This is a genomic window from Glycomyces lechevalierae, assembly GCF_027622945.1.
Lineage (GTDB): Bacteria > Actinomycetota > Actinomycetes > Mycobacteriales > Micromonosporaceae > Glycomyces > Glycomyces rutgersensis.
Genome location: NZ_JAPZVQ010000005.1, coordinates 72,040 through 97,433 on the forward strand (window position 1 = coordinate 72,040; position 25,394 = coordinate 97,433).

Below are 25,394 nucleotides of genomic sequence, written 5' to 3' on the forward strand. Positions count from 1 at the left end.
GAACGCGACGTTCGCCGCCACGGGCGAGGCCGCTAGCGGGGCCTGACCGTTCGTTTCGGCACGGGGCGCGGCCGCTTTCACGGCCGCGCCCCTTGCCGTTCGCGCTGTCGGGGACGTGTGCCCGGGCGTGACCGCCCCGCGGACCCGAACGGGGGCACGGATCCGCGGGACGGAGTCTCGGTAGTGCCGGTGTACCCCAAAGGGTCCGCCGTCATACCTCTTACGCCCGCATCGCCGCCAGCGCGGTCTCCAGGGAGAAGCCGAAGGGCAGTTCGAGCCGGTGCCGTTGCAGCAGTGCGGTGTCCGCGAGGATCTCGGCCGTAGGGCCGTCGGCGGCGACGCGGCCGGCGTCGAGGATGACGGCCCGTTCGCAGAGCTGCAGCGCGTACGGCAGGTCGTGGGTGACGAGCAGCAGGGTCGGCGCGGTCGCCTGCAGGATCTGGGCGAGGTCGCGGCGGGCGGCCGGGTCGAGGTTCGCGCTGGGCTCGTCGCACACCACGATGTCCGGGCGCATGGCGAGCACCCCGGCGAGGGCGGCGCGGCGCTGCTGGCCGACCGAGAGGTGGTGCGGCGGCCGGTCGGCGAGGTCGCTCAGGCCCACGTCGGCGAGCGCGGCCGCGACCCGTTCGGCGAGTTCGGGTCCGCGCAGGCCGAGGTTCGCGGGGCCGAACCCGACGTCGTCGGCGACGGTGGGCATGAACAGCTGGTCGTCCGGGCTCTGGAAGACGATGCCGACGCGGCGGCGGGTCTCGGCGAGCGTCTTCTTCTCCACTTTGACACCGCCCACCGACACTGCTCCGGCGGTGGCGGTGAGGAGGCCGGCGAGGTGGAGCATGAGCGTGGTCTTCCCGGCGCCGTTGGGGCCGAGGATCGCGACGCGTTCCCCTTCGCGCACTTCGAGGTCGACGCCGTTCAGGGCGCGGTGCCCGTCCGGGTAGACGTGTTCGAGGGCACTGATGTTCAGGGCGCTCATGCGATCACCGCCGTCCATGCCGCGATCGCGCCCGCGAGCGCCGGTGCGGCGAGCGCGGCGGACCACTGGAGGGCGCTGGCGGGGGCGGGGCCGACGTCGAGCGGGAGCCGCCCGGTGTAGCCGCGGGCGGCCATGGCCTGCCAGACGCGTTCGCCGCGTTCGAAGGAGCGGATGAAGACCACGCCGAGGCTGCGGGCGAGCGCGCCCGCCTGCCACAGGAACCGAGGGTCGTCGCAGCGCGCGAGCCGGGCCAGGCGCATCTGCGTCACTTCAGCCACCGTGAGGTGCGCGTAGCGGATCGCGAACGCGGTGATCTGGAGCAGGATCTCGGGGCAGCGCAGCCGCGAGAGCCCGGCGAGGACCCCGGCGATCGGGGTCGTCGCCGCGAGCACGAGCGCGGCCCACACGCCGAGGGTGGCTTTGGCGAGGAGGTTCCAGCCGGCCCACAAGCCCGGTTCCGAGACGTGGAGGAACCAGAGGTGGACGGGCGGGCCGTCGACCATGAACGGGAACGCCAAGGCCAGCACCAGGAACGGCGACTCGACGAGACTGCGTGAGAGCACCCAGGCGAACGGCACGCGGGCGAGCGCGAACAGGCCCGCGATGAGCGCGGCGTAGACCGCGAAGGCCCACACCGCTTCCCGCGGGGTGGCGGCGATCGCGCAGGTGAAGGCCGCGAGCGCGACGATCTTCACCTGCGGGCGCAGCCGGTGGACGGGCGAGTCCCCGGGCCGGTAGAGCCCGTCGACCGGGCTCACGCGCGCTCGCTCTTCTTGCCGCGGGCGAGCAGCCAGAAGAACCCGGTCGCGACGGCGAGGGTCAGGAGGACGCCGAGGATCCCGGCGAGCGAGGCGCCCAGGATCTCGTTGTCGAGGAACGACATCCCGTAGTCGGCGAACGCCCCGCCGATCTCGTGCTCCCCCGCGGCCTGCAGGACGCAGGTGCCGCCGGTGATCTCGCCGTCCGCGGTGTCGCAGCCGGTGAGCAGCACCGATTCGAGCCCGTCGGGCGAGGCGGAGGCGAACAGGGACACGAACCCGGCGAGGACCAGCGTCACGACGATGCCGGTGATCCAGAAACGCTTGGTCTTCACACCGACTCCTTCGCGGTACGGGCGAGCGGGGTGCCGCGCAGGGCGTGCACCAGGTCGGGGCGGGCCGCGGCCACGGCCGTGACGGCCCCGGCGGTGATCACGCCCTCGCCGATCCCGACGAGCACGTGCGTGCCGAGGATCGCGGCGGCCATCGCCCCGAAGGACTGCCCCACTTCCTCGCCGCCGAGCCAGAACTGCAGCACGAACCCGGCCGAGGCCGCGACGACGCTGACGAGCGCGGCCGCGAACACGGCGACGCCGAGGCCGAAGCGGGTGCGCGGGAGCACCTTGAGCGCCAACAGGATCACGCCGTAACCGGTGAACGCGGCGATCACGGCCATGTTGACCACGTTGAGCCCCAGGGCCGTGACGGCCCCGTCGGCGAACAGGAGCGCCTGGATGACGATCACGACGGTGACGCACAGCGCCCCGAGCCACGGCCCGAGGAGCGCCGCGGCGAGCGCGCCGCCGAGGAGGTGCCCCGAGACGCCCGCCGCCACAGGGAAGTTGAGCATCTGCGCGGCGAAGATGAACGCGGTCGCGAGGCCCGCGAGCGGCACGAGCCGCTCGTCGAGGTGCCTGCGGGCCATGAGGACGCACGCGCCGACGGCGACGGCGGCGAGGAGGGCGAAGACCAGGGAGGTGGGTCCGTCGATGACGTTGACGGGGATGTGCAGCGCCAGGTCTGACACGGGCAGTGCCGCCTTTCGACTGGTTGTGGCGGCCTGGGGCGGGGCCGGGGGCGGGTGCGGCGGCCGCCTCACCGGATGCGAGGCGCCCACGCGTGGAATCAACAGCCAACTGTCCGGCTATTGCAATTATTTTGCAATAGCCGCTTCCTCTCCGTCAACCCGGACCGCGAAGTGTCGTGAACCCGCCCGTCCGCCGGACAGGGACCGCCAAGCGTGCTCCCAGGGGATTGTCAGGGACGACCGGTAGGGTTGCGACCTGTGAACGTACGACTTCAGCCTGGTGAGACGGCGCCTGATTTCACGCTGACCACCGACACCGGCGACCCGGTGACCCTGTCGAGCCTCCAAGGCCGCAAGGTGATCCTGTTCGCCTATCCGAAGGCCATGACGCCCGGCTGCACCAAAGAGGCCTGCGACTTCCGCGACAGCCTCACCGGTCTGCAGGCCGCCGGCTACGCGGTGCTCGGGATCTCACCCGACGAACCGCCGGCGCTGGCCAAGTTCGTCGAGCGCGACGGCCTGACCTTCCCGCTGCTCTCCGACCCCGAGCACAAGGTGCTCGAGGAGTACGGCGCGTGGGGCGAGAAGAAGAACTACGGCCGCACGATCGTCGGCGTCGTCCGCTCCACGTTCGTCATCGACGAGCAGGGCGACATCGAGCTCGCGCAGTACAACGTCAAGGCCACCGGCCACGTCGCGCGCCTCAAGAAGCAGCTCGGCCTGGAAGAGCAGTAGCACCGAGAGCAGTCCCGGGTCAGCCCTTCGGCAGGACCACCTGGAACGTCGCTCCCCCGCCGGGCGTCTCGCAGAGGCGCACGCAGCCGCCGTGCCCCGCCACGATGGCCGCGACGATCGAGAGCCCCAGCCCCGAGCCGCCCTCGGCGCCGCGGGCCCGGCCCTGGTCGACCCGGTACAGCCGCTCGAAGACGCCTTCGGCGTGCTCGGGCGCGACCCCGGGCCCGGTGTCGGCCACCTCCACCACGGCCGCCGGCAGCGCCGGGCTCTCACCGACCTGCGCGAGGCAGCGCGGCCCCGGACTCGAACTCCATCCCAGGCGCACGGTGATCCGCGCGTCCGGCGGCGTGTGCCGCAGCGCGTTCGCCACGAGGTTCGTGAGCACTTGGCGCAGCCGCGGCTCGTCGCCTGTGATGTCGACGGCGTCGAGCAGGTCGTCGTCACCGCCGCCGGTGTCGTGCAGAGGCGCGCGTAGTGATTCGAGCGCGATGAACCGGCTCGGGGCGCGGAGGTGCGCGTCCCCCACCACATCGGCGGCGACGCCGAGCAGGTCCACGGGCCCGCGGGTGAGCGGCCGCTGCCGGTCGAGCGCCGCGAGCAGCATGAGGTCGTCGAGCAGCAGCCCCATCCGCTTCGACTCGGCCTCGATCCGACCGATGGTCTCGTCCAGGACCGGCCCGGGCGGCACGCCGCCGCGCCGGTAGAGCTGCGCGAACCCCTTGATCGAGGTCAGCGGGGTCCGCAGTTCGTGCGAGGCGTCCGCGAGGAACTGCCGCAGCCGCGCCTCGGAGGCGGCGCTGGCGTCGAGCGCGGCCTGGATGCGGCCGAGCATGGTGTTGAGGGCGGAGCCGAGCCGCCCGGTCTCGGTGTGCGGGTCGGTGTCGGTGACGCGCGCGTCGAGGCGGCCTTCGGCGATGGCGTCGGCCGTCTCCTGCATGCGGTCGAGCGGGCGCAGGCCGAGGCGCGCGACCCAGAACGCACTCACGGCGAGCAGCAGCAGGATCACGAGCGTGACGGCGCCGCCGATGAGCAGCAGCGACTCGGTGGCCGCCCCGATGTACTCCGATGAGAGGGCGTAGACCACGTACTCCCCGGTGTCGTCCGCGTCCTCGACGAGGACGCGCCAGGTGTTCCCGTCGGCGTCCTCGACGGTGTAGGGCTCGCCGGTGTGCGCGGCGAGGTCGCCGAGTCCGAGTTCGGCGCCGTCTCCGTTCCCGAAGGCGTGCAGCAGGTCCCCGTCGGCGTCGTAGATGGAGACGCTCGGCGTGTCCGGGAGCCCCGGCTGCGGCCCGGGCGGGTTGAACTCGTCGTCCTCCTGGCCGGTGGGCGGCGCTTCGGAGCGGACCATGTTCGCGGCGGTCCGGAGCTGGGAGTCGATCCGGTCGGTGAGCACGTTCTGGAGGAGGATCGTGGCGGCGAGGACGGCGGCGGCCAGCGCGAGCGCGCACAGCGTCACGATCGTGATCGCCATGCGGGAGCGGACGGTCCAGTGCCGCCAGCGCCGCGGTCGTCTCACCTCGGGGTCCCCTCTTGGTGAAGCTTGCGGGCCATCATTTTGTTCGCGGTTCGCGGAGGGCGTAGCCGAAGCCGCGGACGGTCTGGATGAGGGCGGGTTCGACCTGGTCGATCTTCTTGCGCAGGTAGTAGACGTAGGACTCGACGATGCGGCCGTTGCCGCCGAAGTCGTAGTTCCAGACGCGGTCGAGGATCTGGGATTTGCTCACGACTTTCCCGGCGTTGAGCATGAGGTAGCGCAGGAGTTTGAACTCGGTGGGCGAGAGCTCGATGGGCTGCCCGGCGCGGCGGACCTCGTGGACGGTCTCGTCGAGTTCGAGGTCGGCGTAGCGCAGGACGCGGTCCTCGGGCGGGGCGGGGGTCTTGGCGCGGCGCAGGATGGCCTGGATCCGGAGGACGACTTCTTCGAGGTCGAAGGGTTTGGTGACGTAGTCGTCGCCGCCGACGGTGAGGCCGGTGACGCGGTCGCGGACGGCGTCGCGGGCGGTGAGGAAGAGGACGGGCAGGTCGCGGGCGGCCCGGAGGCGCTTGGCGACTTCGAAGCCGTCCATGTCGGGGAGCATGACGTCGAGGATGACGAGGTCGGGCTCGAAGCGGGCGGCGGCGCGGAGGGCCTCGGCGGCGTCGCGGGCGACCTCGACTTCGAAGCCGGTGAGGCGGAGTGTGGCGGACAGGAGCGCGCCGATGTTCTCCTCGTCGTCGACGACGAGGACGCGGTCTTTGGGCTCGGTCGCTTCGCTCACCTGGACTCCTTAATTCGGCTGCCAGGCATTCATACCGGGGCGGCCCGCAGCCGTCCTGGGAGTCGGCTCAGAGAACGGTAAGAGTCAGAGGCGGGTGAGGGCGCGCGGGCGGGGGCCGGCGGCCTCGTCGATCTCGAGGAGCCGCTGGGCGGTCTCGGCGGTGCCGGTGCGCAGCACGTGCTCGCGGAGGCGGCGGTACCGGTCGAGGAGGGCGGCCTGCTCGTCTTGCGGGAGCATGCCGGACCGCTGGACCGCGAGGGCGAGGGCGGCGACCCGTTCGAGGTCGGTGGCGGCACCGTTGTCAGCAGTGTTCATGCCATTGACCGTCCATGTTGAAGACGTCGGGCAGACGAACCGGAGGTGAACCGGACCGGACGCGGCGACAACGATCGATGTCCGGTTTGCCCCCGATCGGGTTTTCGCGGGTCCGGGTCGGGACGGGGCCGCGACGGCGGGGCGATTTTCGGCATATGGAGGCATTGTGATGGTATGACCTCATGGGGGTGTCCTCATTTCGGGCTCCCTGACGCGACCATGCGGGAGGATTCCCATGTCTGCCAAGCAAGAAGCGAACGACAACGGCGCCGGCGGCTGCCCGGTGCGGCACAGCCGGGCGCTGCTGCCCGTCCAGGGCGGCGGCAACCGCGGCTGGTGGCCGGACCGGCTCAACCTGAAGCTGCTCGCGAAGAACCAGCCGGTGGGCAACCCCCTCGGCGCGGACTTCGACTACGGCGCGGCGTTCGAGTCCCTCGACCTGCCTGCGGTGAAGCGCGACATCGAGGCGGTGATGACGGACTCGAAGGACTGGTGGCCGGCCGACTTCGGGCACTACGGGCCGCTGTTCATCAGGATGGCGTGGCACAGCGCCGGCACGTACCGGATCAGCGACGGCCGCGGCGGGGCGGGCACGAGCCAGCAGCGGTTCGCGCCGTTGAACAGTTGGCCGGACAACATCAGCCTCGACAAGGCGCGGCGTCTGCTGTGGCCGGTGAAGCAGAAGTACGGGCGGAAGCTCTCGTGGGCGGACCTGCTCATCCTCACCGGGAACGTCGCTTTGGAGTCGATGGGCTTCCGCACGTTCGGGTTCGGCGGGGGCCGCGAGGACGCGTGGGAGGCCGACGAGGACATCTACTGGGGCCCGGAGACGGACTGGCTGGACGACCAGCGGCGCGGGGACAACCGCGAGCTGGAGGACACGTTCGCGGCGGCCCAGATGGGCCTGATCTATGTGAACCCGCAGGGCCCCAACGGGAACCCCGACCCGGTGGAGGCGGCGCACGACATCCGCGAGACGTTCCGCCGGATGGCGATGAACGACGAGGAGACCGTCGCGCTCATCGTGGGCGGCCACACGTTCGGCAAGACCCACGGCGCCGCCCCGGAGTCGAACCTCGGCCCCGAACCGGAGGCCGCGCCGCTCGAGGCGCAGGGCCTGGGCTGGGCGAACGCGCACGGCACCGGGAAGGGCAACGACACGATCACCAGCGGCCTCGAGGGCATCTGGACGAACACGCCCACCGAGTGGGACAACAGCTTCCTGCAGATCCTGTTCGGCTTCGAGTGGGAGCTGGTCGAGAGCCCGGCGGGCGCGCACCAGTGGCGGCCGAAGGACGGCGCGGGCGAGGGCACCGTGCCGGACGCGCACGACCCGACGAAGCGGCACGCGCCGACGATGCTGACGACGGACCTGTCGCTGCGGTTCGACCCGGTGTACGAGGCGATCTCGCGGCGGTTCCTCGAGAACCCGGACGAGCTCGCGGACGCGTTCGCGCGCGCGTGGTTCAAGCTCACCCACCGCGACCTGGGGCCGATCGTCCGCTACAAGGGCCCGGAGGTCCCCTCGGAGCAGTTGCTGTGGCAGGACCCGCTGCCGGCCGCGGACTACGAGCCGATCGACGACGCGGACGTCGCGGCGCTGAAGGAGCGGATCGTCGCGTCGGGGCCGAGCATGCGGCAGTTCATCGCGGCGGCCTGGGGCGCGGCGTCGTCCTTCCGCGGCAGCGACAAGCGCGGCGGTGCCAACGGCGCCCGCATCCGCCTGGAGCCGCAGAAGGACTGGGAGGTCAACGAACCGGAGTCCCTCGCGGAGGTCCTGCACGCCCTCGAAGGGGTCCAGCGGGCCTTCAACGAGCGGTCGGGCGCGAAGCAGGTCTCGCTCGCGGACCTGATCGTCCTCGCCGGCTCGGCCGCGGTCGAGCGGGCCGCCGAGGCCGCCGGGCACCACATCGAGGTCCCGTTCACGCCCGGCCGGGTCGACGCGGTGCAGGAGCAGACCGACGTCGATTCGTTCGCGCCGCTCGAGCCGACCGCGGACGGGTTCCGCAACTACCTCGGCAAGGAGCACGACCTCCCGGCCGAGTACCTGCTGGTCGACCGCTCGAACCTCCTCGGCCTCAGCGTCCCGGAGATGACGGCGCTCGTGGGCGGCCTGCGCGTCCTGGGCGCGAACTTCGAGGACTCGCCGGTCGGCGTGCTCACCGAGCGGCCGGGCGCGCTGACGAACGACTACTTCCGGAACCTGCTCTCGCTCGACATCGAGTGGAAGCCCACGGCGAAGGACTCGGGAACCTACGAGGCCCGCGACCGCGCCACCGGCGACCTCAAGTGGACGGGCTCCCGCGTGGACCTCGTGTTCGGCTCCAACTCGGAGCTGCGCGCCGTCGCGGAGGTCTACGCCGCCGACGACGCCGAGTCCCACTTCATCCGGGACTTCAACCGGGCCTGGACCAAGGTCATGAACCTCGACAGGTTCGACCTGCGGTAAGACCGCGAAAGGCCCCCGGCGGGGAACCGCCGGGGGCCTGCTCTCATTGCGCGCTGTCTTGCGCGCCGAGGACGTCCAAGACCCAGGTCACCCCGAAGCGGTCCTTGAGCATCCCGTACCGCTCGGCCCACGGCGAGGGCCCGAGCGGCTGGATCACGAACGCGCCCTCCGAAAGCCGCTTCCAGGCGGCGTCCAGCTCGTCGGCGTCGTCCCCGCGCACGGAGACGAAGAACGGGTCGTCGCCCTGGCTCCACGGCCGCGCCGCGGGCACGTCGTATGCCATCACCCGGAACCCGTTCGCGGCCGCGACCTGGCCCCACACGACGAGGTCGGACTCGGCCGGGTCCTCGGCGCCGCCCATGTCCGCGTAGGTCATCACGGTGAGGTCCCCGCCGAAGACGGACCGGTAGAACTCGAGCGCGGCCCTGGCGTCGCCGCGGAAGTTGAGATGGGGCGTGGTCTGCACGGTCATGGGAGCTCCTGCTCGACAGTCGCCGGGCGGCTCTCGCCCGGCGAACTCGAGGCTGGCAGGGGTAGCGGACAGGTGGCGTCCGCTTCTCGTGCCAAGATCCAGGGCATGGCCACTTCCTCGCGGATGCTCACGCTGCTCTCGCTCCTCCAGGTGCGCCCGACCTGGCCCGGGCCGACCCTCGCCGCGCGCCTCGCGGTCAGCGAGCGCACGGTCCGCCGCGACGTCGACCGGCTCCGCGAGCTCGGCTACCGGATCGCCGCCGTCAAAGGCCCCCAAGGCGGTTACCGGCTCGAAGCCGGCACGGCCCTCCCGCCGCTGCTGTTCGACGACGAGCAGGCCGTCGCCCTCACCGTCGCCCTCCGCACCGTCGGCGGCGCGGGCCTCGACGAGGCCGCCGCCCGTGCGCTCGCCACGATCCGGCAGGTCCTGCCCTCGCGCCTGCGCCACCGCATCGACGCCCTCGAGGTCACCGCCGTCCCCCACCGCCCCGACCCTGCAGTCAGCCCTGACCTCCTCGCGACCCTCGCCGCCGCGGTCCGCGTCCGCGAGACCCTCCGCTTCGATTACGGACCCAGCGCGGACCGCCGCCGCGCCGAACCCCACCACCTCGCCGTCCGCGTCGGCCGCTGGTACCTCATCGCCTGGGACCTCGACCGCGGCGACTGGCGCGTCTTCCGCGCCGACCGCATCACCCCGCGCACCCCCAACGGCCCCCGCTTCACCCCGCGCGACCTCGGCACCGACCCGGCCTCGTTCCTCAACGCCCGCTTCAAAGGCGCCACGGACACCGACACCTGGCCGTGCACCGGCTCGGCCGTCCTCACCGCCCCGGCCGCCGCGATCGCCCCGTTCGCCGAGGACGCCCTCATCGAAGACCTCGGCCCCGACCGCTGCCGCCTCACCCTCGGCTCCTGGTCCTGGCCCGCCCTCGCCGCCTCGTTCACCCGCTTCGACACCGACATCGAAACCCCGCACCCGCCCGAACTCGCCGAAGCCTTCGCCCGCCTCGCCGCTCGCTGCAGTAAAGCCGCCGGATAGCGCCCGACACCGGCACACGCACCGCCTCCCGGCGATACGCTCAGGCCGTGGTCCGCTTCGAAGAGGACGTCAGCACACCCGCGCGCCTGGCCGGGCCCGGAGAAGGCATCGGCCGGGACGAACTGTCGCTCGCCACCCGCAACCACGGCCTGCCCCTCGAAGGCCTGCGCTACGACGTCACCCCGCCCGGCATGCACTACGTCCTCGTCCACTACGACATCCCCTACGCCGAGGACGACACCTGGGAACTCACCATCGGCGGCCGCGTCGACCACCCGCTCCGCCTGAGCCTCAACGACATCCGCTCATTCAAGCCCGTCACCACCCGCGTCACCATGGAATGCGCCGGCAACGGCCGCGCCCTCCTCTCACCCCGACCTGTCAGCCAACCCTGGCTGGTCGAAGCGGTCGGCACCGCCGACTGGACCGGCGTCCCCCTGCGCACCCTCCTCAACGAGGCCGGCGTACAGGACGACGCCGTCGACGCGGTCTTCACCGGCGCCGACCACGGCGTGGAACGCGGCGTCGAACAGGACTACCAGCGCGCCCTCCCCCTCGACACCGCCCTCGGCGACGAACCCGAGGTCCTGGTCGCCTACGCCATGAACGGCGCGCCCCTCCCGCCCCAGCACGGCCGCCCGCTCCGACTCGTCGTCCCCGGCTGGTACGGCATGGCCCACGTCAAATGGCTGCGCGACATCACCGTCACCGACGAACCCTTCACCGGCTTCCAGCACACCGTCGCCTACCGCCTCCGCCACGACCCCGACGACGAAGGCGTCCCGGTCACCCGCATCGCTCCGCGCGCCCTCATGGTCCCGCCCGGCTTCCCCGACTTCATGTCCCGCACCCGCATCGTCCGCCCCGGCCCGGTCCGCCTCGAAGGCCGCGCCTGGTCCGGCCAAGCCCCCCTCGCCACCGTCGACATCAGCACCGACGACGGCGCCACCTGGGACCCCGCCACCCTCGAGACCCCCGCCGACCACCGCTGGGCCTGGCGCCGTTGGACCTTCGACTGGACCGCCACCCCCGGCCCCCACACCCTCACCGCCCGCGCCACCGACGCCGAAGGCCGCACCCAACCCCTCGCCCAACCCTGGAACCGAGGCGGCTTCGCCAACAACCTCGTCCAACGCCTCCCCGTCCACTGCACCGACTGACCCCGCACAGCAAAAAAGGCCCCGAACCTTCGAGGCCTTCCGATGGTGCGCGAGGGGGGACTTGAACCCCCACGTCCGAGGACACAGGAACCTAAATCCTGCGCGTCTGCCAGTTCCGCCACTCGCGCGAGCAGTGAGGTCGGCGGCATCGTTCCCGATGCGCCCGACGCCGTGCCGGGTGGTCCGGCCATGGGCAGCAACTAGTGTTTCACACGCTCCAGGGGTCCCGTAGTCTGGTGGGGATGACTCGACCTGACAAGCGCGCCGCCGATGAGCTGCGCCCCGTGAAGTTCACCCGATCCTGGACCGACCACCCCGAGGGTTCGGTGCTCGTTGAATTCGGCCGCACCCGGGTGCTCTGCACCGCGACGGTGACGCCGGGCGTGCCGCGCTGGCGGCGCGGGTCCGGCGAGGGGTGGGTGACCGCCGAGTACTCGATGCTCCCGCGCTCCACGCACTCCCGTTCCGACCGCGAATCGATCCGCGGGAAGATCGGCGGCCGCACGCACGAGATCTCGCGCCTCATCGGCCGGTCCCTGCGCGCCTGCATCGACTTCAAGGCTTTGGGCGAGAACACGATCACCCTCGACTGCGATGTGCTGCAGGCCGACGGCGGGACGCGGACGGCCGCGATCACCGGCGCCTACATCGCGCTGCACGACGCGGTGGACTGGCTCAAGGAGCAGAAGATCGCCCGCAAGCCGGACAAGATCCTGACGACCTCGGTCGCCGCGATCAGCGTCGGCGTCGTCAACGGCGTGCCCGTGCTCGACCTCCCGTACGAGGAGGACGTGGCCGCGTCCGTGGACATGAACGTGGTCTGCACCGGCGAAGGCGACTTCGTCGAGGTCCAGGGCACGGGCGAGGAGGCGGTGTTCAACCGCGCCGAGCTCGACACACTCCTGGACCTGGCCCTCAAGGGCTGCAAGGAACTCGCCGGCCTCCAGGCCCGGACCCTGCTGTCGTCATGAGGGTCCTGCTCGCCACCCGCAACGCCGGGAAGATCGAGGAGCTGCGGCAGATCCTCGCCGAGGCCGCGCCGGAGATCGAGCTGGTCGGCCTCGACGCCGTCGCCGACTACCCCGAGACCCCCGAGACCGAGCTGACCTTCGCCGGGAACGCGCTCCTCAAGGCCCGCGACGGCGTCAAGCACACCGGGCTCGCGACGATCGCCGACGACTCCGGCCTGGCCGTCGACGCACTGAACGGGATGCCCGGCGTGCTCTCGGCCCGCTGGGCCGGCAGCGAGAAGGACGACGCGGCGAACAACGCGCTGCTGCTCGACCAGCTCGCCGACGTCCCCGACGGCCTGCGCGGCGCCAAGTTCGTGTGCGCGGCCGCGATCGTCTGGCCCGACGGCCGCGAACTCGTCGTCCACGGCGAGATGCGCGGCACCGTCGGCCGTGGCCCCAAGGGCGCCAACGGGTTCGGTTACGACCCGCTGTTCACCCCGGACGGCTTCGACCGGACCAGCGCGGAGATCTCCGCGGCGGAGAAGAACGCGATCTCCCACCGCGGCAAAGCATTCCGCGAGCTTGCGAGCGGAATCTGAAGCACAGTAGAGAACTGGCGAAGCAGATCTAGCGCGCAGTCGCAAACTCGCGGAGCGGATCTCAAGCATGAAAGGCGGCCCCAGGGCCGCCTTTTCGCTATCGCGCCTTCAGCAGTTCCAGGGCCTTGTCGGCGTGCGCGTTCATGTTCAGCTCGCTCTTGAACGCGCCCAGGATGCGCCGGTCCTCGCCGATCACGAAGGTCTTGCGCTTGGTCGCGACGATGCCGAGCTTGCGCCGCACGCCGAAGGCCTCGGCGATCTTGCCCTCCGGGTCCGACAGGAGCGGGTACCCGAAGTCGTGCTTCGCGGCGAACGCCGCCTGGCGGTCGACCGTGTCGTGCGAGATGCCCACGGGGGTGGCGCCCACGGCCTTGAAGTCGGCGGCGAGGTCGCGGAAGTGGCAGGCCTCGGCGGTGCAGCCGGCCGTCATCGCCTGCGGGTAGAAGAAGAGCACGACCGGGCCGGACGCGAGGAGCTCGTCGAGGCTGCGGGGGTTGCCGTGGTCGTCGTCGAGGGTGAATGCGGGGGCGGTGTCTCCGGTGTCCATGAAGCCGAGTGTATCCGCGGTTCCCGGGATAGGACCGTTCGAGCACGGGCCGCCCGGAACCGTTGCAATCCGACCAGAGATATAGATACACTCGAATATCACAATATCGTCGGCAGCAGTCCACGAGATCGCGCTGGTTCCGCGAGGGCCAGGTTGGGAGCGCTCCATGTCCGTCAGAGGAGTCAATCCATGTCCACCACCGCCACGGCGGCGCTGCGCGGCAGACGCCGCCGCATCGCCGCCGTCATGTCCATGGTCCTCGCCGCCGTAGCGGCGATGACCATCACCGGGCTCTTCAGCAGAGACGAGGCGCAGGCGCACGGCGCCACCGTCTTCCCCGGCTCGCGCCAGTACTTCTGCTACTTCGACGCCCTCACCCAGAACGGCGCCCTCGACCCCTACAACGAGGCCTGCCAGGCCGCGTTCGACGAAGTCGGCCCGACCCCGTTCTACAACTGGTTCGGGAACCTCGACTCCAACGGCGCCGGCCAGACCGTCGGGTACATCCCCGACGGGCGCCTCTGCGACGGCAACGGCAAGGGCCCGTACGACTTCGAGCCCTTCAACGCCCCCGGCAACTGGCCGCGCACGCACGTGACCGCCGGCGACACCGTCGAATGGCGCTACAACAACTGGGCGCACCACCCCGGCCGCTTCGACCTCTACATCACCAAGGACGGGTGGGACCCGAGCCAGCCGATCGGCTGGGACGACCTCGAGAAGTTCCAGACCATCACCAACCCGCCCTCCAACGGCGGCCCCGGCAGCGACGACCACTACTACTACGCGAACATGACGCTGCCCCAGAAGGACGGCTACCACATCGTCTTCACCCACTGGGTGCGCTCGGACTCGAACGAGAACTTCTACGCGTGCTCTGACATCGAGTTCGACGGCGGCAACGGCGAGATCACCGGCATCCGCCCCGGCGCGGAGCTCCCCGGCAACGACGGCGGCGTCGTCGACCCGCCGACCGACCCGACCACCTCCCCGACCGAGGGTCCGACCGGCAACCCGACGGGCACCTGCACCGCCACCGCCTCGGTCTACTCCTGGGACGGCGGCGCGACCGTGAACGTCACGGTCAAGAACACCGGCAGCGCCTCGATGGGCGGCTGGATGATCCACTGGCTGTGGCCGCCGAACTCCGGCATCGCCGTCCGCGACTCGTGGAACACGACCATCAGCACCATGGGCGACATGCAGATGGCGAGCCCATCCGGATGGAACGCGACCATCGCGTCGGGCGGGACGGCGAGCTTCGGCTTCAACGCCACCGGCAACCTCACCACCATGCCTCCCATGGAGTGCATGCCCGCGTGACACCGCGGTGATTCCCGAGAACGACGGCTGCCAGGCGAGAACCTGAAGGATCGTCGAAATATCACCGCTTCCACTCCTCCCCCCGCGGACCTCCTGGAATACTTGAACCAGCAGGTCTTCCGGGGGGAGGAGCCATGTCAGCATCCACAGCGTCGGCGCGAGCCGCGTCCGAGCCGATGACCGCGAACACGCGCGCCGGCATCGTCGTCCAGACCTACATCTCCGATCACGTCGACGCGCTCAACCGCGCGATCGCCGCCTTCGAACGCCAAGCGCCCGGCTCCGCCGGCGCCGTCCGCGCCACCATCCACCGACTCCGCACCGACATCCGCGGCTACGCCCACCTGTTCACGCAGACCCTGCCGCGCAGCCAGGAACTCGACCACCTCCTCGCGGCCCTCAAGCACACCGAGGACCTCGAGAAGCTCTGCGTCCACTTCGCCGACCGCTTCGCCCAGCTCGGCCTCGCCGCCCCCGACTACCCGAAATGGTATGGGGCCATTGAGAACGAGATGCGCGAGTCGTACCGGCAGACCGAGGGCATCGCCTCCCAGACCTGGGTCGCGGTCCTCCTCAGCGAGGTCCGCATGTTCGCCGAGCACGCCCGGTTCAGCCGAGACGGCGACAAGCCCGCCTCCTCGCTCCTGGGCGTCCTCTCGCAGGCGAAGACCCACCTGCTCGACACCTACGGCAAGCTCAGCTACGCGACCGACCTCGTGCTCGCCCGCGACGAGACCCGCATCGCCGCCCGCGAAGCGCACTACCTCGCGGAGGTCGCCGCGCCGGCCCTCGGCCGCACCGCCGAGGACATGGTCACGCACTTCGGCGATCTCCAGCACCTGCTGGATCAGTACCGCCAGGCCGTGATCGCCCGCAACTGGCTCCTGCGCCTGCCGGGCGCGGACCGGGCCGACCGGCTCACCACGAGCCTCGCGGAACTCGAGAAGGAGCGCCTGCGCCACCTCGGCGAGGAGATCGACAGGGCCGCAGCGGATCTCATCGGCCAGTCGCAGTGAAAGCACCCGAGCACGGCAAACGGGCCCGAGGCGAAAGCCTTGGGCCCGTTGCATTCTCACGCTAGCCGCGGAGGACGGACGCCAGGTTGTCGAGGCCGATCGGGCCGAGGTTGAGGGCGCGGGTGTGCCAGGCCTTCAGGTCGAACGCGGACCCGGCGGCGGCCTGCGCTTCGGCGCGGGCGTCGACCCAGGCGCGTTCGCCCAGCTTGTAGCAGATGGCCTGGGCCGGCCAGCCCGCGTAGCGAACGATCTCGGGGTAGGCGCGGTGCCCGGCGATGCGGCCGCGGGACTTGAGCACCTCGAGGGCGACGTCGAAGTTCCACCGTTCGCCGTGGCGCTTCGCCTCGGCGGCGGGCAGCGGCAGGTCGAGGTGCCAGCCGATGTCGATCACGACGCGGGCGGCGCGCAGCGCGGAGCCCTTGAGCATGCCGAGGCGGGTGCCCTCGTCGGTGAACCAGCCCAGTTCGTCCGAGAGGCGCTCGGCGTACAGCGCCCAGCCCTCGGCGTGGCCGGAGACGGACCCGAAGACCTTCGCGAAGCGGGAGAGGCCGTCGCCGGCGACCTTGGTCTGGCCGATCTGGAGGTGGTGGCCGGGGACGCCTTCGTGGAAGACGGTGGTCAGCTCGCCCCAGGTGCGGAACGTCTCGCGTTCGGCCACGGGCCACCAGGTGCGGCCGGGCCGGGAGAGGTCCTCGCTCGGGCCGGTGTAGTAGGCGGAGCCGGCGGAGGAGCCGTGCACGACCTGCACGTCGAGGTTCATCAGGCGCGGGTCGATGTCGAAGTGGACGCCGTTGAGCGCTTCGAGCGCGCCCTGGTGCTTCTCGGTGAGCCACGCCAGGTACGCCTCGTGGGTGTCCACGGCCTGGGTCGCGTCGAGATGGGCGATGACCTCGTCGAGCCCGGCGTCGGGGAGGATCTTCCCCGCTTCGACCGCCATCTCGTCCTCGATGCGGTGCAGCTCGTCCCAGGCCCAGTCGTAGGCGTCGCGCGGGTCGAGGACCGCGCCGAGCGTGGAGCGGGCCGCGAGCAGGTACCGCTCCTCGCCCACGCCGTCGCGCTCGGCGGCGTGCGGGGCGTAGGTGCGCTCGAGGTAGTCGGCGGCGGCGTTGAACGCCTGGTACGCGGCTTCGGCGGCGTCGCGCAGGTCGCGGGCCTGGGGGCCGTCGCCGTAGGCCTCGAGGTGCTTGTCGAAGGCGCGGGTCTCGGCGCTGCGGCGGGCCTGCTTGACGCCTTCGGTGACCTGGAGGAGAGCGACCGTGGAGCCGGCCTCGATCCCGGCGTTGAGGGTCTGGCGCCAGGTGGCGAGCATTTCGGGGATGGCGCGCATCCGCGAGACGTTGAGCCGCCAGTCGTTCTCGGTCTTGCGCGGCGCGAGGTCCACATACCCGACGAAGTTCTGCAGCATCCCGTACGGGACGCGCAGGGCGCGGCGCCATTCGCCGGCCTCGTGCTGCGCGACGCTCACTTCGAGGCGCTCGGCCATGTGGAGGCGGGCCAGGTCGTCGGCGGGTCCGGTCGATTCCAGGGCGTTGAGCTTCGCGAGGGTGTCGGCGTCGAGCTTCGCGCGCTGGGCGACGGCCTCGGGGCCGAAGTCGGTGGCGACGCCGAAGTCGCCTTTGATGCCGGCGAGCCCGGCGAACATGGGGTGGAGCCGGGCGTACGCGGTGATGTACTCGTCGGCCAAAGCGAATATCGGTGAGGTCATGGCCGTCAGCTTACCGCGCGGCTAGTAATCCTTCGTTACGTGATTGTTGCTCGGCGGGCATCGTGTCAGCGCCCCCGTTGCCGACCGGATTCCGGGTCGAGACGACGACCGCGCCGACCAGGGCCGCGAGCAGCAGCAGCGACAGCACCTCGAACGGCAGCACCCAGTCGGCGAAGACCGCTTCGCCCATGACGGCCGCCGCGCCGCTCGCGCGGTCGTCGAGCCCCGCCTTCGTCCACCCGAACGCGCCGACCACGACGGCCGCGAGCCCGAGCCCGACGCCGCCCGCGATGAGCGCACCGGGGAGTCTCGCCCGGTCGAGGTCGTCGGAAGGATCGGTCGGCGCCCGCGTCAGCATCGTCGCGAACAGCAGCAGGACCACGATCGCGCCCACGTAGACGAGCACGAGCACCCACGCGAGGAATTCGGCGGTGAGCACGAGCGCGGCCCCGGCGATCCCGGCGAACGCGACCGCGAGCCACAGCCCGGCCCGCACGATCCGGTCCGTGGTGACCACCGCGAGCGCGGCGCCGAGCGAGAGCAGCCCGAACGCGAGGAGCAGCACGTCAGCGAGGGTCACTCGGTCTCATCCGCCTTCACGGCCTCCGTCTTCGCCGACTCGGGCACGTTCCCCAGCCACTCCCCCAGGCGCTCCTTGTCGTGGAGTAGGTCGCGGATGTCGCCTTCGGCGTACGCGAAGTCGGGGGCCCAGAACAGGGCGTCGAAGGGGCACACGTCGACGCAGATCCCGCAGTACATGCACAGCGAGAAGTCGATGTCGAACCGGTCGAGCACGTTCACCTGCCGCGCCCGCGCCGCGCCTTCGACCTCGACGGTCTCCTTGTGCGAGTCGATGTAGATGCACCAGTCGGGGCATTCGCGGGCGCACAGCATGCAGGAGGTGCAGCTCGGCTCGTGCAGCGCGATCACGCCGCGCGTGCGTTCGGGCAGGTCGGGCTCGTGCTCGGGGTACTGACTCGTGACCGCGCGGCGCGCGGCGGTGCGCGCGGTCTGCGCGAGACCGCTGGCCAGTCCGCTCCCGGGAAGCCTCATGACCTCATCGTGGCAGATGGCACCGAGGTTTTCCAGACCCTGAGCCGCGCTTCGCGGATGAATTGCCGTTCCACGCCAAGGATCAGGCTGTCCGATTCCCGACTCGCCAGGCGCGGGCGAGGGGGCCGGTTTTCCCATGAAACCGCGTGCTGCGTCCACAAGAGCCGTTACCGTGAGCCATTGACACGTCACGTGCCGGGTGCGACCCGGCGCCGTTCGGGGAGGAACCGTGCCCATGCGAATGCCGCTGCCCATCCGAGGGATGCTCGCCGCGCTGACCGTCAGCGCCGCGCTCGTGCTGACCGCCGCCGCTCCGGCGAACGCGGCCGTCACCGTCACGCTCTCGCCGACGGCGGGCGCCGTGGGCACGCGCGTGGACGTGCTCGCCTCGGACTGCGACCAGGACGCGACCGGCGACGTCGAGAACACCGACACGAGCTTCAAGCTGCCGAAGAACAACAACAACGCCCAGGGCAGCTTCACGGTGACGGACAAGATGAAGCCCGGCTCGTACACGGTCACGGTGACCTGCGGATCGGACACCGCTTCCACGAAGTTCACGGTGACCTCGGGGACCGGCGCGGCGACCGGCGGCGGCTCGACGGCCTCGAACGCGGCCACGGCGGTCCTGTGGACGGGCGCCGCAGCGGTGCTCGCCGCCGCCGCCGGGCTCTGGCTGCTCAAGCGCCGCAGCAATGTCACTGCCGCCTGAACCGGCGGGCGGACCCTCGCCCGACGGACGACGCGCAGTTGAGAAGCCCTGTCACCGGCCGGAACCCGCGTTCCGGCCGGTGGCCGCTGTCGTCCTCTCGTTCGTGCTCGCCGGGGGCCTCGGGCTCATGCTCTCCAGCGTCGCCCCCGTTCCCTCGTTCTCCATGCCGCACTTCGGAAACCCGTTCCACGAGGACCCGTTCGCCGTCGCCGACCCGGCCGGCGGCACCTGGCTCGACCGCTCCGAGCCGACCCGCGTCGACATCGACGCGGTCGGCGTCCACGCCCCGCTCACCGCGCTCGGCCTCGACTATGAGGGGAACTTCGAGGTCCCCAAGATGTGGCGCCCCCACGAGGCCGGCTGGTTCGAGGCGGGCCCGACGCCCGGCGAGTTCGGGCCGACCGTGCTCATGGGCCACGTGGACACCGAGCGCTCGGGCCCCGCGGTGTTCTTTCCCCTGCGGGACTTGGAAGAGAGCGACCGCATCGACGTCACCCGCGAGGACGGCGTCATCGTCGCGTACGAGGTCACCGCGATCGAGTCCTTCTCCAAGCAGCGCCTCCCGTACGAGGAGGTCTTCGGCGTCGAGCCCGAACCGGCCCTGCGCCTCATCACCTGCGGCGGCGCCTTCGACCGCAAGGCGGGCGACTACACCGAGAACCTGGTGGTCTTCGCGAGCTACACCGGCAAACGCGACGCCACCGCGAAGGACCTCGACCGCCCGCTGAACGGCCGAGACCACTTCAGATAGGCGAAATGTCGGCCCCCTGAGTTACCTTCGCCCGCATGGATTTGAAGATCGTGAACGTCACCGTCAACTCCGAACGGCCGAAGCAGCTCGCCGAATGGTGGGCCGCCGCGCTCGGCGGCGAGGTCACCGCCGACTGGGGCGAGTACGTCAAAGTCGGCCTCGGCGACGGCACCGGCCTCGCCTTCCAGTACGTCGAAGGCACCCAGCCGGGCCGCATCCACCTCGACCTCGTCGCCGCCAACGCCGCCAAGGAGGTCGTACGCCTCGTCACCGCCGGAGCCGCCCACGTCGCCGACCACGAGGCCCCCGGCGGATCCTTCTCATGGACGGTCCTCAAGGACCCCGACGGCAACGAGTTCTGCGTGTCTCAAGCCCACTAGGGCACAGTCAGGGGGCCAGCCGGTCCGCGAGTTGCTTGCGGTACAGCGACACCGGTTCCAGCGTCCCGGGCTCGTTCTCGACATACCCGCGTTCCTCGGTGACGAGCCAGTTCGAGCCGGTGACGACGTCTTCTACGTTGCCGGTGGTGCCGATGGCGAAGTTCTGCGAGGTCGGCGGGCGCTGCACGCATGCCCGGTTGCCGTTGTCCAGCTTGCAGTTCCACAGCACGCTGTAGACGGAGGACCATCCGTGGGCGTGAGAGTCGCCCGTCTCGTCGGCACCGCCGTCCGCCCGGTTGTGGAGGTTCAGCACCACCTTCTTGTGCTCGGGGCTGCTGTTCATCGTTTCAGTGACGTTGTCGAAAAGGAGGCCCTGGCTCCAGTGGGCGTGCCCCCCGGACTCGAGGTAGCCGTTCTTCGAGACGGCGTCGAGCCAGACGACGCCGGAGGCGGAGGCACCGCCACCCGCGACGAACGCGTGCCTGGCCTCGGCGGCCACGACGTCCGTGAACAGGACCTGCTGTGCCATGTACCCGGCGCAGAAGTTATAGCGGAACCCGCCTTTGAGCTCGGATCTCGGCTCCAGGGCCCAGACGTTCTCGACGGTGACCCGATGGCTGCGGCGGACCATGACGCCGGACTGCTTGAAGCGTGTTGTGGCCGCGTTGCGCACCCAGGTGTCGCGGCTCCGCTCGATCACGATGCAGCTGTCGGCGTGATTGTTGGGAAGGCCAGTCGGGGGTTCCACCATGTCCACGCGCAGATCCTCGACACCCGAGTTGACCACTTCATTCATGTTGGGCCACTTGTAGACGAAGATCTCCGAGAGCGAGGGGTCGAGGTCGTTGAAGATGGGAGCGCAGATGACGATCTCATCTTCATCGATCGCCTTGATGGTGCGGTTGTACATGATGGGCTGATCGCCCGGCTGCCATGGCTGATCGAGTTCCACGCCGCCGCCGTTGATCGCCGCGATCCATTCCGCGGTGCAGCGGTGCCAGATGATGATGTTGTCGCCGACCGAGAGACTGGTATTGGGCGCGAGCTTGAGCCGCCGTGAACCGGCGAGCGCGACCTCGGGGGCGAGGGGGATCGTGTCGCCGATCCTAGCCTTCCAGTCGACGTCTTGGTTCTTGGAACCGATCCGGATCGGGCACTCGACACCGTCTTCCGGGTTCTCGATGCCCGAAGTCGCCGTCGACTTGATGATGGTGCCCACGGCGGGGTCGTTGGACCGGCCCGAGCCGCGTAGGACCACGCCGCTGTACTTCAGCTCGATCGTGCCCGCAACCTGGTACAGGCCCGGTCCCAGTTTCAGTGCGCCACAGAAGCCGTTGGCGTCCATGGGCATCGCGGCGACTTCCGCCAAAGCCGCGTTGATGCGCGCGGTGGCGTCGACTTCACCCACGATCGAGCTGATCGTCTTGACGGCGGGCACTGTCGGGATCGGCGCTTCGCCGTTGCGGTACCCGGCGAAACTGAAGTTGGGGATCTTCTTGCGGCTCGCGTCATCGAGGGCGTAGTTGAGTTCGCCGTCCGCACCCGGGTAGACGAGTTCGGAGTGCCAGATGACGGCGGTTTCGGGGTCCTGCGCGTGCGCGGTCAAGGCGACTGAAGCGCCGACTCCGGCCGCGGCGACACCGCCGCCGATCTTGAACAGGTTGCGGCGTGAGACCGATCCGGTCATGGGTATGCGTTCCCTTCTCATGTCAGAGCGACATGAGCGTACCGGCCAGTGCCCACACCGGACGGAACACGACCGCGGGGGCGGGGCCGGAGTGCTTGACCCCAACCGGCCCCGCCCCCGCGGCATTCCAGGGGGCTCATCCGCGGGCGCGGGGCCCGGCATTGCCCAACCGCTGCCGGTCCGCGCCCGCGGTGATCCTTATTCCAGGACCCGCGCGAACGCGGCCCTGGTCTCCTCGAAGACTTCCGCGCCTGGGCGGGCCCAGAGCGCGTCGTTGAACAGTTCGACCTCGATCGGTCCGTCGAACCCGGTCGCGTCGACCGCGTCCAGGTAACGGCGCATCTCGATGCAGCCGTCGCCGAGCTGCCCGCGCCCGGTGAGCACGCCCGCCGGGAGCGGCGTGATCCAGTCGGCGAGCTGGAACGAGGCGATGCGGCCTTCGGCGCCCGCACGCTCGATCCCGTGCCACACTTCCGGATCCCACCAGATGTGGTACGTGTCCACCACGACGCCGACGGCGGCCGGGTCGAACGGCGCCGCCAGGTCGAGCGACTCCTTCAGCGTGGTCACCACGCACCGGTCGCTCGCGAACATCGGGTGCAGCGGCTCGATCGCGAGCGTGACGCCCTGTTCGAGCGCGTACGGCGCGAGCTCGGCGAGGGCCGTCTTGACGCCCTCGCGGGCGCTGTCGATCGTGCCGCCCGGCTGGATCGGGCCCGAGACCAGGACCAGGGTCGGGGCGCCGACCGCGGCGGCCTCGTCGATGGCCCTTCGGTTGTCGGCCAGCGCCTCCTCGGTCGGGTCGGTGAAGAACCCTGCCCGGCACAGGCTGGTGACGCTCACGCCGGCGTCCTTGACGAGCTTCGCGCTCGCCTCGACGCCCATCTCCTGCAACGGTTCGCGCCACAGGCCGATCCCGGAGCCGGTGCGCGCGCAGGCTTCGACCGCCTCGCGCTGGTCCCAGAACTTCGCGGTCGCATGATTGAAGGAAAAGCGGTCGAGGATGCTCATGCGAGGGTCCGCTTCGGTTGGCCCGCCACCTTGAGCAGGGCGTTGAAGCGGTCCATGGCAAGGGCTTCGTCCGGGAAGAGGTTCACTTCCAGGGCCAGGTCCACGATCTCGCCGAAGTGGGTGATGGAGCGGGCCGATTCGAGGCCGCCGACCATCTTGAAGTGGTCCTGGTGGCCGGAGAGCCAGGCCAGGAACACGACACCGGTCTTGTAGTTGAACGTCGGCGCTTCGAAGACCTTGCGGGCCAAGGGGACCGTGGGGTCGAGGATGGCGTGGAAGCCCGCGACGTCGTTCTCGTCCAGGCGCTGCACGGCCTTAGCGGCGAGCGGCGCGAGCGGGTCGAAGATGCCGAGGAGGGCGTCCGAGTGGCCCTGCTCGTCGCCGGCGATGAGGCGCGGGTAGTTGAAGTCGTCGCCGGTGTAGCAGCGGACCCCTGCGGGGAGCCTGCGGCGGACGGCGATCTCGGCTTCGGCGTCGAGGAGGCTCATCTTGATGCCGTCGATCTTGGCGGCGTTCTCGGTGATGATCTCGATGAAGGTGTCCGCGGCGGCTTCGAGGTCCGTCGAGCCCCAGTAGCCCTCGAGGGCCGGGTCGAACATCGGGCCGAGCCAGTGGAGGATCGCCTTGCCGCTGACCTCGCCGAGCAGTTCCCCGTAGAGGGCCTTGTAGTCGTCGGCGCTCTTGGCGCTGGCGGCGAGGGCCCTGGAGCACATGAGGATCGTGCCGGCGCCTGCGTCCTCGACGACGGCGAGCTGCTCGAGGTAGGTCGCGCGGATCTCGTCCATAGTGGTCGGTTCCGCGCCGAGCTGGTCGGTGCCGACGCCGCAGGCGAGGAGGTCGTCGGGGCCGGCGGCTTCGGCGGAGCGGCGGATGAGCTGCTTGGTGGCCTCCCAGTCGAGGCCCATGCCGCGCTGCGCGGTGTCCATGGCGTCGGCGATGCCGAGGCCGAGGTCCCACAGGTGCCGCCGGTAGGCGATGGTGGCGTCCCAGTCGACCGCGGCCGGGCGGCCGGGGCCGTTGTCCGCCAGCGGGTCCGCGACCACGTGGGCGGCGGAGTAGATGATGCGGGAGTTGAACTTGCGGGTCACAGGACCAGGTCCTCCAGCTCGATGCGGCGGCCTTCGCGGGCGGACCGGTATCCGGCCTCGGCCAGCTGCACCCCGCGGGCGGCGGCGAGGAAGTCGTGGTGCCACGGCTCGTCGTCGACGACGTGGCGCAGGAACTCCTCCCACTGGATCTTGAAGCCGTTGTCGAAGACCTCGTTGTCGGGGACCTCGTGCCACTGCTGCCGGAAGGGGATCGGCTGGTCGATGTCGGGGTTCCAGACGGGCTTGGGGGTGTGGGCGCGGTGCTGGGCGCGGGCCTTGCGGAGGCCGGCGATGGCGGAGCCCTCGGTGCCGTCGACGTGGAACTCGACGAGCTCCTCGCGGTCGACGCGGGTGGCCCAGGAGGAGTTCATCTGGACGACGGTGCCGTCCTCGAGTTCGAAGATCGCGTACGCGGCGTCGTCGGCGGTGGCGGCGTAGGCGTTGCCCTGCTCGTCGAAGCGCTCGGGGATGTGGGTGGTGACGTGGGCCGAGACGGACTTGACCTTGGCGAAGGTCTCTTCGAACACGTACGACCAGTGGGGGAACATGTCGAGGACCATGCCGCCGCCGTCTTCGGCGCGGTAGTTCCACGAGGGGCGCTGGGCTTCCTGCCAGTCGCCTTCGAAGACCCAGTAGCCGAATTCGCCGCGCACGGAGAGGACCCGGCCGAAGAACCCGGAGTCGACGAGGCGCTTGAGCTTGCGCAGGCCGGGGAGGTAGAGCTTGTCGGCGACCGCGCCGTTCTTGACGCCGGCGTCGCGCGCGGCGCGGGCCAGGTTGAGGGCGTCGTCGAGGTTGGTGGCGATGGGCTTCTCGGTGTACACGTGCTTGCCGGCCTTGATGGCGGCATTGACGGCGGCGAGGCGGTGCTGGGTGGTGAGGGCGTCGAAGTAGACGTCGATCGAGTCGTCGCCGAGGGCTTCGTCGAGGCTCGTCGTGTACTTGTCCAGGCCGTGGCGGCCGGCGATCTCGGCGAGCTTGTCGGCGCTGCGGCCGACGAGGGTGAGCTCGGGCCAGATCACGCTGCCGTCGGCGCGCTCCACGCCGCCCTGCTCGCGGATGGCGAGGAGTGAGCGCACGAGGTGCTGCCGGTAGCCCATGCGACCGGTCACCCCGTTGAGGGCGATGCCGACGGTGATTCTCTCTGCCATAGGGATGTGCTCCAGACCTTGCCGAACATGGCTGCGGAAGCGCTCGCCGGGGCGCCGGGCGAGTGTACGGCTCGCGGGCTTCGCCGAGGCTTAGGCAAACGCTTTCTTATTTTCCTGAACTATACATCAAACGACACCTATGTGAAAGCGGTCTCCTGACAGTTTCGCCGGAACGATCGCCTCATGTTCGCGGCCATGGGAAACGCGCTCGTTTCGGGCATGGAGAAAGCCCC

27 protein-coding genes and 1 tRNA gene are annotated in these 25,394 nt (G+C 70.5%); 11 read left to right on the forward strand and 17 right to left on the reverse strand.

Annotation, left to right across the window (positions count from 1 at the left end; translation table 11 throughout):
- Nucleotides 1–220 precede the first annotated feature (220 nt).
- The 4 genes from O2L01_RS10690 to O2L01_RS10705 are packed head-to-tail and all read right to left on the reverse strand — an operon-like array spanning nucleotide 221 to nucleotide 2,758.
- On the reverse strand, nucleotides 221–973 hold the full coding sequence (locus tag O2L01_RS10690) for an energy-coupling factor ABC transporter ATP-binding protein (protein WP_270121917.1): 753 nt from the start codon (nucleotides 971–973) through the stop codon (nucleotides 221–223).
- Nucleotides 970–1,731, reverse strand: a complete 762-nt coding sequence (cbiQ, locus tag O2L01_RS10695; protein WP_270121918.1) for a cobalt ECF transporter T component CbiQ — start codon at nucleotides 1,729–1,731, stop codon at nucleotides 970–972. The genes O2L01_RS10690 and cbiQ overlap by 4 nt, the downstream gene beginning before the upstream one ends.
- Nucleotides 1,728–2,066: a PDGLE domain-containing protein gene (locus tag O2L01_RS10700; RefSeq protein WP_270121919.1), complete on the reverse strand. Its 339-nt coding sequence runs from the start codon at nucleotides 2,064–2,066 to the stop codon at nucleotides 1,728–1,730. The genes cbiQ and O2L01_RS10700 overlap by 4 nt, the downstream gene beginning before the upstream one ends.
- Nucleotides 2,063–2,758 carry an energy-coupling factor ABC transporter permease gene (locus O2L01_RS10705; protein ID WP_270121920.1) on the reverse strand — a complete coding sequence of 232 codons (696 nt, stop codon included), beginning with the start codon at nucleotides 2,756–2,758 and terminating at the stop codon, nucleotides 2,063–2,065. Before O2L01_RS10705 ends, O2L01_RS10700 begins: the two co-directional genes overlap by 4 nt.
- A gap of 258 nt (nucleotides 2,759–3,016) precedes the next feature.
- On the opposite strand from O2L01_RS10705, the gene bcp reads away from it, so the two are divergent.
- Entirely contained in the window at nucleotides 3,017–3,493 is a 477-nt protein-coding gene (gene bcp / locus O2L01_RS10710) for a thioredoxin-dependent thiol peroxidase (protein ID WP_270121921.1), read from the forward strand.
- A 19-nt stretch (nucleotides 3,494–3,512) separates the two neighbouring features.
- Here bcp and O2L01_RS10715 read toward each other — a convergent pair whose 3' ends face one another.
- The 3 genes from O2L01_RS10715 to O2L01_RS10725 form a co-directional block, all read right to left on the reverse strand.
- Nucleotides 3,513–4,964, reverse strand: coding sequence for a sensor histidine kinase (locus O2L01_RS10715; RefSeq protein WP_416259803.1), 1,452 nt, complete (start codon nucleotides 4,962–4,964; stop codon nucleotides 3,513–3,515).
- 79 nt (nucleotides 4,965–5,043) lie between these two features.
- Nucleotides 5,044–5,751 carry a response regulator transcription factor gene (locus tag O2L01_RS10720; RefSeq protein ID WP_270121923.1) on the reverse strand — a complete coding sequence of 236 codons (708 nt, stop codon included), beginning with the start codon at nucleotides 5,749–5,751 and terminating at the stop codon, nucleotides 5,044–5,046.
- Between the two features lie 84 nt (nucleotides 5,752–5,835).
- Nucleotides 5,836–6,066, reverse strand: a complete 231-nt coding sequence (locus O2L01_RS10725) for a hypothetical protein (RefSeq protein ID WP_270121924.1) — start codon at nucleotides 6,064–6,066, stop codon at nucleotides 5,836–5,838.
- A 235-nt stretch (nucleotides 6,067–6,301) separates the two neighbouring features.
- Here O2L01_RS10725 and katG point away from each other — a divergent pair, with 235 nt between their 5' ends.
- Entirely contained in the window at nucleotides 6,302–8,515 is a 2,214-nt protein-coding gene (gene katG, locus O2L01_RS10730; RefSeq protein ID WP_270121926.1) for a catalase/peroxidase HPI, read from the forward strand.
- A 43-nt stretch (nucleotides 8,516–8,558) separates the two neighbouring features.
- On the opposite strand, the gene O2L01_RS10735 is transcribed toward katG, so the two are convergent.
- On the reverse strand, nucleotides 8,559–8,987 hold the full coding sequence (locus O2L01_RS10735) for a VOC family protein (protein WP_270121927.1): 429 nt from the start codon (nucleotides 8,985–8,987) through the stop codon (nucleotides 8,559–8,561).
- Nucleotides 8,988–9,092: 105 nt separating this feature from the next.
- Here O2L01_RS10735 and O2L01_RS10740 point away from each other — a divergent pair, with 105 nt between their 5' ends.
- Together O2L01_RS10740 and O2L01_RS10745 are read left to right on the forward strand one after the other, a co-directional pair.
- Nucleotides 9,093–10,025 carry a helix-turn-helix transcriptional regulator gene (locus O2L01_RS10740; RefSeq protein WP_270121928.1) on the forward strand — a complete coding sequence of 311 codons (933 nt, stop codon included), beginning with the start codon at nucleotides 9,093–9,095 and terminating at the stop codon, nucleotides 10,023–10,025.
- 47 nt (nucleotides 10,026–10,072) lie between these two features.
- Complete coding sequence (locus O2L01_RS10745) at nucleotides 10,073–11,185, forward strand: sulfite oxidase (protein ID WP_270121929.1); 1,113 nt, start codon at nucleotides 10,073–10,075, stop codon at nucleotides 11,183–11,185.
- A gap of 43 nt (nucleotides 11,186–11,228) precedes the next feature.
- Here O2L01_RS10745 and O2L01_RS10750 read toward each other — a convergent pair.
- Nucleotides 11,229–11,313: transfer RNA gene (locus O2L01_RS10750), tRNA-Leu, on the reverse strand.
- A 114-nt stretch (nucleotides 11,314–11,427) separates the two neighbouring features.
- Between O2L01_RS10750 and rph the strand changes: the two genes are divergently transcribed.
- Both rph and rdgB read left to right on the forward strand, forming a co-directional pair.
- Nucleotides 11,428–12,156, forward strand: coding sequence for a ribonuclease PH (rph, locus tag O2L01_RS10755; protein ID WP_270121930.1), 729 nt, complete (start codon nucleotides 11,428–11,430; stop codon nucleotides 12,154–12,156).
- Nucleotides 12,153–12,737 (forward strand): RdgB/HAM1 family non-canonical purine NTP pyrophosphatase, encoded by a 585-nt coding sequence (gene rdgB, locus O2L01_RS10760; protein ID WP_270121931.1) that lies wholly within the window; start codon nucleotides 12,153–12,155, stop codon nucleotides 12,735–12,737. The genes rph and rdgB overlap by 4 nt, the downstream gene beginning before the upstream one ends.
- A gap of 97 nt (nucleotides 12,738–12,834) precedes the next feature.
- Here rdgB and O2L01_RS10765 read toward each other — a convergent pair whose 3' ends face one another.
- Entirely contained in the window at nucleotides 12,835–13,284 is a 450-nt protein-coding gene (locus O2L01_RS10765; RefSeq protein ID WP_270121932.1) for a peroxiredoxin, read from the reverse strand.
- Between the two features lie 189 nt (nucleotides 13,285–13,473).
- Between O2L01_RS10765 and O2L01_RS10770 the strand changes: the two genes are divergently transcribed.
- A complete protein-coding gene (locus O2L01_RS10770; protein WP_270121933.1) occupies nucleotides 13,474–14,607 on the forward strand; it encodes a lytic polysaccharide monooxygenase in 1,134 nt (377 codons plus the stop codon).
- Nucleotides 14,608–14,741: 134 nt separating this feature from the next.
- Nucleotides 14,742–15,623, forward strand: a complete 882-nt coding sequence (locus O2L01_RS10775) for a CHAD domain-containing protein (protein ID WP_270121935.1) — start codon at nucleotides 14,742–14,744, stop codon at nucleotides 15,621–15,623.
- Between the two features lie 61 nt (nucleotides 15,624–15,684).
- On the opposite strand, the gene O2L01_RS10780 is transcribed toward O2L01_RS10775, so the two are convergent.
- The 3 genes from O2L01_RS10780 to O2L01_RS10790 are packed head-to-tail and all read right to left on the reverse strand — an operon-like array spanning nucleotide 15,685 to nucleotide 18,381.
- Nucleotides 15,685–17,328: a DUF885 domain-containing protein gene (locus O2L01_RS10780; protein WP_270121936.1), complete on the reverse strand. Its 1,644-nt coding sequence runs from the start codon at nucleotides 17,326–17,328 to the stop codon at nucleotides 15,685–15,687.
- Nucleotides 17,329–17,338: 10 nt separating this feature from the next.
- A complete protein-coding gene (locus O2L01_RS10785) occupies nucleotides 17,339–17,908 on the reverse strand; it encodes an NADH-quinone oxidoreductase subunit J family protein (protein WP_270121937.1) in 570 nt (189 codons plus the stop codon).
- Nucleotides 17,905–18,381, reverse strand: coding sequence for a 4Fe-4S binding protein (locus O2L01_RS10790; protein ID WP_270121938.1), 477 nt, complete (start codon nucleotides 18,379–18,381; stop codon nucleotides 17,905–17,907). Before O2L01_RS10790 ends, O2L01_RS10785 begins: the two co-directional genes overlap by 4 nt.
- 235 nt (nucleotides 18,382–18,616) lie before the next feature.
- Between O2L01_RS10790 and O2L01_RS10795 the strand changes: the two genes are divergently transcribed.
- The 3 genes from O2L01_RS10795 (at nucleotide 18,617) to O2L01_RS10805 (ending at nucleotide 20,224) form a co-directional block, all read left to right on the forward strand.
- Nucleotides 18,617–19,093, forward strand: a complete 477-nt coding sequence (locus O2L01_RS10795; RefSeq protein ID WP_270121939.1) for a hypothetical protein — start codon at nucleotides 18,617–18,619, stop codon at nucleotides 19,091–19,093.
- A 79-nt stretch (nucleotides 19,094–19,172) separates the two neighbouring features.
- Nucleotides 19,173–19,844: a class F sortase gene (locus O2L01_RS10800; RefSeq protein WP_270121940.1), complete on the forward strand. Its 672-nt coding sequence runs from the start codon at nucleotides 19,173–19,175 to the stop codon at nucleotides 19,842–19,844.
- Nucleotides 19,845–19,879: 35 nt separating this feature from the next.
- Complete coding sequence (locus tag O2L01_RS10805; protein ID WP_270121941.1) at nucleotides 19,880–20,224, forward strand: VOC family protein; 345 nt, start codon at nucleotides 19,880–19,882, stop codon at nucleotides 20,222–20,224.
- A 7-nt stretch (nucleotides 20,225–20,231) separates the two neighbouring features.
- Here the strand turns inward: O2L01_RS10805 and O2L01_RS10810 are convergent, their stop codons facing one another.
- From O2L01_RS10810 to O2L01_RS10825, 4 genes are all read right to left on the reverse strand, one after another.
- The gene (locus tag O2L01_RS10810) at nucleotides 20,232–21,911 is read right to left on the reverse strand and encodes a hypothetical protein (RefSeq protein ID WP_270121942.1); all 1,680 of its coding nucleotides are present in this window, start codon (nucleotides 21,909–21,911) and stop codon (nucleotides 20,232–20,234) included.
- Between the two features lie 198 nt (nucleotides 21,912–22,109).
- Nucleotides 22,110–22,922: a sugar phosphate isomerase/epimerase family protein gene (locus O2L01_RS10815; RefSeq protein ID WP_270121943.1), complete on the reverse strand. Its 813-nt coding sequence runs from the start codon at nucleotides 22,920–22,922 to the stop codon at nucleotides 22,110–22,112.
- Nucleotides 22,919–24,010: a dihydrodipicolinate synthase family protein gene (locus tag O2L01_RS10820; RefSeq protein ID WP_270121944.1), complete on the reverse strand. Its 1,092-nt coding sequence runs from the start codon at nucleotides 24,008–24,010 to the stop codon at nucleotides 22,919–22,921. The genes O2L01_RS10815 and O2L01_RS10820 overlap by 4 nt, the downstream gene beginning before the upstream one ends.
- On the reverse strand, nucleotides 24,007–25,161 hold the full coding sequence (locus O2L01_RS10825; RefSeq protein ID WP_270121945.1) for a Gfo/Idh/MocA family protein: 1,155 nt from the start codon (nucleotides 25,159–25,161) through the stop codon (nucleotides 24,007–24,009). Before O2L01_RS10825 ends, O2L01_RS10820 begins: the two co-directional genes overlap by 4 nt.
- Between the last annotated feature and the right edge of the window lie 233 nt (nucleotides 25,162–25,394).

Excerpts from the sequence above, each read along its gene's own strand:
- rdgB (WP_270121931.1), top strand. The coding sequence starts at position 12,153 with ATGAGGGTCCTGCTCGCCACCCGCAACGCCGGGAAGATCGAGGAGCTG.
- katG (WP_270121926.1), top strand. The coding sequence starts at position 6,302 with ATGTCTGCCAAGCAAGAAGCGAACGACAACGGCGCCGGCGGCTGCCCG.
- O2L01_RS10715 (WP_416259803.1), bottom strand. The coding sequence starts at position 4,964 with ATGGCGATCACGATCGTGACGCTGTGCGCGCTCGCGCTGGCCGCCGCC.
- O2L01_RS10725 (WP_270121924.1), bottom strand. The coding sequence starts at position 6,066 with ATGAACACTGCTGACAACGGTGCCGCCACCGACCTCGAACGGGTCGCC.
- O2L01_RS10795 (WP_270121939.1), top strand. The coding sequence starts at position 18,617 with ATGCGAATGCCGCTGCCCATCCGAGGGATGCTCGCCGCGCTGACCGTC.
- O2L01_RS10780 (WP_270121936.1), bottom strand. The coding sequence starts at position 17,328 with ATGACCTCACCGATATTCGCTTTGGCCGACGAGTACATCACCGCGTAC.
- O2L01_RS10690 (WP_270121917.1), bottom strand. The coding sequence starts at position 973 with ATGAGCGCCCTGAACATCAGTGCCCTCGAACACGTCTACCCGGACGGG.
- O2L01_RS10825 (WP_270121945.1), bottom strand. The coding sequence starts at position 25,161 with ATGGCAGAGAGAATCACCGTCGGCATCGCCCTCAACGGGGTGACCGGT.
- O2L01_RS10735 (WP_270121927.1), bottom strand. The coding sequence starts at position 8,987 with ATGACCGTGCAGACCACGCCCCATCTCAACTTCCGCGGCGACGCCAGG.
- O2L01_RS10810 (WP_270121942.1), bottom strand. The coding sequence starts at position 21,911 with ATGACCGGATCGGTCTCACGCCGCAACCTGTTCAAGATCGGCGGCGGT.
- rph (WP_270121930.1), top strand. The coding sequence starts at position 11,428 with ATGACTCGACCTGACAAGCGCGCCGCCGATGAGCTGCGCCCCGTGAAG.
- O2L01_RS10775 (WP_270121935.1), top strand. The coding sequence starts at position 14,742 with ATGTCAGCATCCACAGCGTCGGCGCGAGCCGCGTCCGAGCCGATGACC.
- O2L01_RS10770 (WP_270121933.1), top strand. The coding sequence starts at position 13,474 with ATGTCCACCACCGCCACGGCGGCGCTGCGCGGCAGACGCCGCCGCATC.
- O2L01_RS10790 (WP_270121938.1), bottom strand. The coding sequence starts at position 18,381 with ATGAGGCTTCCCGGGAGCGGACTGGCCAGCGGTCTCGCGCAGACCGCG.
- O2L01_RS10765 (WP_270121932.1), bottom strand. The coding sequence starts at position 13,284 with ATGGACACCGGAGACACCGCCCCCGCATTCACCCTCGACGACGACCAC.
- O2L01_RS10805 (WP_270121941.1), top strand. The coding sequence starts at position 19,880 with ATGGATTTGAAGATCGTGAACGTCACCGTCAACTCCGAACGGCCGAAG.
- O2L01_RS10815 (WP_270121943.1), bottom strand. The coding sequence starts at position 22,922 with ATGAGCATCCTCGACCGCTTTTCCTTCAATCATGCGACCGCGAAGTTC.
- O2L01_RS10740 (WP_270121928.1), top strand. The coding sequence starts at position 9,093 with ATGGCCACTTCCTCGCGGATGCTCACGCTGCTCTCGCTCCTCCAGGTG.